This window comes from Helicobacter sp. 13S00482-2, from assembly GCF_002272795.1.
Taxonomy (GTDB): domain Bacteria; phylum Campylobacterota; class Campylobacteria; order Campylobacterales; family Helicobacteraceae; genus Helicobacter_J.
Map to the genome: position 1 here is coordinate 1 of NZ_MLAT01000063.1, position 749 is coordinate 749.

Annotated in this window: 1 protein-coding gene; it reads left to right on the forward strand. The window is 28.3% G+C overall.

The window, feature by feature from the left end; all coding sequences use genetic code 11:
- The first annotated feature begins 108 nt into the window (after positions 1-108).
- Positions 109-318 (forward strand): hypothetical protein, encoded by a 210-nt coding sequence (locus BKH42_RS09360; protein WP_143428622.1) that lies wholly within the window; start codon positions 109-111, stop codon positions 316-318.
- The last annotated feature ends 431 nt before the right edge of the window (positions 319-749 follow it).

Sequence of the window (749 nt, forward strand, 5' to 3'; positions counted from 1 at the left end):
ATAATCTAAAAGATTTTAAAAGTTCTAAAAGATTTGCAAGATCTAAGGATTCATAGGATTCTAACAGAGGAGGTTTTTCTCATTGATTTGTTTTTGCTTTAGAAGGATTTGGATTTTACAAGATTCAAAGGAGTTAAAGGGTCTAAAGATTCTAAAAGATTCATGAGTTCTAAAAAGATTTGCAAGTTCATAGGATTCATAGGATTCATAGGATTCATAGGATTCATAGGATTCATAGGATTGGACTTTAGATATTACACAAGCAGCACAAAACAAACACAATCACCTAAACGTGATGTGTTCTTTAAACCATCTTAACATTCATTTGGTATTCATTCCGTTATACCCACTCATTCAATTATTTTTCATAGGACCCAGGGGAGGAATGAATAAGAATAATACCCTCACTTCAAAAACATTTCAATTCAGAACCATAAATAATAAATATTATCATTGATTATCTATATAGAAAAAATATATTTAAATATTTATTCAAATGTTATAAATGGAATGCAATTTGATATGAAACAATTGCATCTTATTCTTGTTGCTTGATAGTCATTTCAATAGATACGTCTTACTCCATCATCATAACAGTGATTAGATTGATTGCTTATACTTAGGTAGTCTTGAAACTTATAAAGAGTCTTAAGAAGTTTAGCATCTCTGAATAAAATATTCCTTTGTTGTATGTATTTCTAAACTCTTGTTTATATTGAAAGAATGTCTTGAGTTTTGAAATCTTTAGA